Genomic DNA, 3547 nt, shown 5'->3' with positions numbered 1-3547 from the left:
CGCATTGCCGTTCCAATGGCTGTCGTTCCTATTGTCGACAATTCAATAGGAAGACGCCGATCCTTGTCAACGGCGCAAGGGCGGCGACTGACAAGTGATCCACCTAAGCGTAGAATTTAGGCGTTTCCGGTTTCCAAAATCCGCACGGAGCCCTTGACACCTTCGGCAATGTTGCCGTTTTCTATTGTCGACAATTCTGATTGACATCAGGAAGGGGACTACACCATGGACGCCCCGGTTACCCGCGCCGACGAAACGCTTGTCCTCGACAAGGAACACATTCCCTTCAAGACCGACGACGGTATTGGCACCCGCGCCAATCTCGGCCTGCTCGTGCTGCGGACCGACCAGACCATCGAGGATGAATTCCGCTATGCGCTGCCCGCACGCGACATCGCGCTGTATGAGGCGCGGCTCTACAGCGATGTCGAGATCACGCCGGAGAACCTGATGAAGATGTCGGCCGTGATCCCGGCAACGGTCGGGCTGCTGCCCGACGTCAAGTTCGATGTGATCGGCTTTGCCTGCACCTCGGGAGCGCTTGTCATCGGCGAGGACAAGGTCGCCGCGCGCGTTCACGAGGTGCTGCCAGGCGTGCAAGTGACCAACCCGGTGACGGCGGCACGGGCCGCGCTGAAGGCCCTAGGCGTCTCGCGGATCGCGCTGCTCACCCCTTACCTGGCGAAAATCAATCACTCGCTGCGTGCATCGCTGATGGCGCGAGGAATGGATATCCCGGTCATGGGCTCCTTCAACGAGGCGGACGACAATGTCGTTGCACGCATCACGCCGGCATCGGTCAAGCAGGCCATCTTGGAGATCGGTGCGTCGAGCGACTGTGAGGCCGTGTTCGTTTCCTGCACCAGCATGCGCGTTGCCCGGATCATCGAGGAGGTCGAGAAGGAATTGGGGAAACCGGTCACCTCGAGCAACCATGCACTTGCCTGGCATATGCTGCGGCTTGGCGGCATTGGCGAGCAGATTGCCGGAAAAGGCGAGCTGTTTCGCTGCTCGCTGTAGGCCTGGCCATCTTTAGAGGCGCAGCGTTTGCGGCTGCGGTTCAGATGCCACCGTACCAGTCGTAGCCATTGTCTTCCCAATAGCCGCCCCTGCCGCCGCCGACAGTGGCAAAGCCGTCGACGAGTTCGATCTTGTAGAGATATTTCGGCATCTTATAGCCGAGCTGGCGCTCGACGCGGACACGCAGCGGCGCGCCGTTCTCGACCGGCAACGGCTTGCCGTTCAGGCCATAGGCGAGGATCGTCTGCGGGTGACGGGCATCGATCAGGTCGATGGTGCCGTAATATTTGATGTCGCCGGAGAGGCTGCGGTCGATCGTGTCGAGGCAATGGAACATGACATAGCGCGCCTGCGGTTTGACCACCGCCTGGTCCAGCACCAGCGACAGCGGCGTGCCGGTCCATTTGGCGATGCAGCTCCAACCTTCGACGCAGTCATGGCGGGTGATCTGGGTGCGGCTCGGCATGTTCTGAAGCTGCTCGCGGCTCAGCGACAGCGGTTTTTCGACCAGGCCTGTAACCTCCAGCCGCCAGTCGGCGAAGTTGTTGGCGAGCAGACCTTTGTAGATATCGTCGTCCGGTGCCGTGACCCCGTTCGGCCGTTGCGGCTGGCGGATGTCGGCCTCGGTGAATTCGGGCGCCAGCGTATCGCGTCCGGCAAGCAGGCGTTGCGCCCGGTATGTCAGGCCATTGGCGTTTTCCAGGAAACTGCGCAGGCCGCTGCCGATGCTCAGCTGGCTGTCGAAAGCGTCGCAGCCCGACAGCATGATGCCGGAGGCGCCGAGGCTGGCACCGGTGAGGAATTTGCGGCGGCTGATCTCAAACTTCGCCATGTCAGGCACTCCTCTCGACGGGTTTGTCGTCCTGTGCGGGAGGATCGGTGCGATACCAGCCGGTGATGATCGAGCGCAGTTCGTTGATCGGGCCGGCGGCCAGGATCATCAGGATATGGACGACGAAGAAGGCGACCAGAAGCACCATGACGGTGAAATGAATGGTGCGTGCCGTCTGCCGGCCACCGAGCAGATCGTTGAGGAACGGCAGCACCGAATTCATGCTTGGCGACATCGCCAGGCCGGTGATGATCATCAGCGGCAAGAGCACGAATAGCACACCGCCATAGGCCATCTTCTGCAGCGTGTTGTATTCCCGCGTGTGGTGGAATTTGAGCTTTGCGTGGTCGATGATGTCTTGCGGCAGCCGCTTGAGATCATCGAGGCGTGGCGCGAGATCGCGCCGCAGATGGCCGTTCACAGTGCTGGCGACCAGCCAGACGATCAAGGTCGTGGTCAGTATCCAGGCAAAGAAGAAATGGATGACGCGGGCGGTGCCGAGATCATAGTAGGACGGGATCGTCGCCCAGGACGGAAAGGCGCGGGACGTCTCCTGGCCTACCGGCCCCGACCAGCCTAGCACCCCAGTGGTGTCGAAGCGATGTCCAAGGATTTCGGTGTAGCCGCGTGGCCCGGCGTTGGTGTTCTCGGCGCCGATGGCCAAGATGGTGTTGTTGTAGTCGAAGCCCGACTGCTTGCCGATATAGAGCTGCGGACGGGCATTGAAGATCTGCAGGCCGGACAGCAGCATGAAGAACAGCGAGATGGCCCAGAGCCAATGCGTCAGCCGGGTCCAGCGCGACTGCCGGTAGATCAGCGTTGTGTCGTTCGACGCAGAAGCGCCTGGGCCGGCGGATTGGCTTCTGGCAACGGATTCCATCTTGTCTCGTCTCCCGACCTCGCGGCGTGGCCTGCGCGTTCATTGTCCTCCTGATACGTCGCGATCCAAACCAATGTTTCATCCGATCACGGATTTATTACGGAGCGCCCAGGCTGACGGCGAGATTGACTGCGGCTGCGACGATGACCGTGTTGAAGAAAAACGACAGGATCGAATGGACCAGCACGACACAACGCATATGCGTCGTCGAGATGTTGGTGTCGGCGGTCTGCGCCGTCATGCCGATCACCGTCGAGAAGTAGAGGAAATCCCAGCCTTCCGGCCGTTTGTCGCCTGGGAACAGCAGTCCGCCGACCGGGATCTTCTTCTTGGTCTCGGCATCGACCGCATCGCCGTCCATCCAGTAGACATGGGCATAATGGAGCGCTGCCATGGCATGGATTGTGAACCAGCCGAGTGGGATCGACAGCAGCGCGAAGGTGAGTTCGACAGGGTGGGCGCTGTCTTTCTGGTTGATCAGTTGGAACAGCGAGAAGGTGGCAAAACCGACAACGACGAGCGTCACGGCGAAGATGACCAGCACCGGTTGGTCGGTGGCGCGCGCATTCTTGCTCAGATACCTGCCGGTGAATTTCGGCATCTGGGCAACGACAAGAATGACGTAGGCGGCAAAGAATGCGTTGGCGCCGATCGAATAGGCGAGCGGGGCGTGCAGCAGCAACGCCGTGAGGAGCGCCAAAACGCCGAAGCAGGCCGATACCGCGAACAGCATGTGGCGTTGCATGGGAGGCTTCATCGGGGTTTCGGCAGCCATGGCGGTTCCAACCTTGGATGGCGCTCGGTTTCTATTGCGG

General features: G+C 60.8%; 4 protein-coding genes. 1 reads left to right on the top strand and 3 read right to left on the bottom strand.

Features of this window, described 5'->3' with window-relative positions:
• Nucleotides 1-225 precede the first annotated feature (225 nt).
• A complete protein-coding gene (locus EN993_RS32945; protein ID WP_126068942.1) occupies nt 226-1020 on the top strand; it encodes an aspartate/glutamate racemase family protein in 795 nt (264 codons plus the stop codon).
• Nucleotides 1021-1060: 40 nt separating this feature from the next.
• On the opposite strand, the gene EN993_RS32940 is transcribed toward EN993_RS32945, so the two are convergent.
• The 3 genes from EN993_RS32940 to EN993_RS32930 form a co-directional block, all read right to left on the bottom strand.
• The gene (locus EN993_RS32940) at nt 1061-1852 is read right to left on the bottom strand and encodes a molybdopterin-binding protein (protein ID WP_109671560.1); all 792 of its coding nucleotides are present in this window, start codon (nt 1850-1852) and stop codon (nt 1061-1063) included.
• Nucleotide 1853: 1 nt separating this feature from the next.
• Nucleotides 1854-2732: a cytochrome b/b6 domain-containing protein gene (locus tag EN993_RS32935; RefSeq protein WP_127265952.1), complete on the bottom strand. Its 879-nt coding sequence runs from the start codon at nt 2730-2732 to the stop codon at nt 1854-1856.
• Nucleotides 2733-2829: 97 nt separating this feature from the next.
• Nucleotides 2830-3507: a DUF1345 domain-containing protein gene (locus tag EN993_RS32930; protein WP_109671499.1), complete on the bottom strand. Its 678-nt coding sequence runs from the start codon at nt 3505-3507 to the stop codon at nt 2830-2832.
• Between the last annotated feature and the right edge of the window lie 40 nt (nt 3508-3547).

This window comes from Mesorhizobium sp. M7D.F.Ca.US.004.01.2.1, from assembly GCF_003997785.1.
Classification (GTDB): domain Bacteria; phylum Pseudomonadota; class Alphaproteobacteria; order Rhizobiales; family Rhizobiaceae; genus Mesorhizobium; species Mesorhizobium loti.
This window is presented reverse-complemented; position numbering and strand designations above follow the sequence as displayed.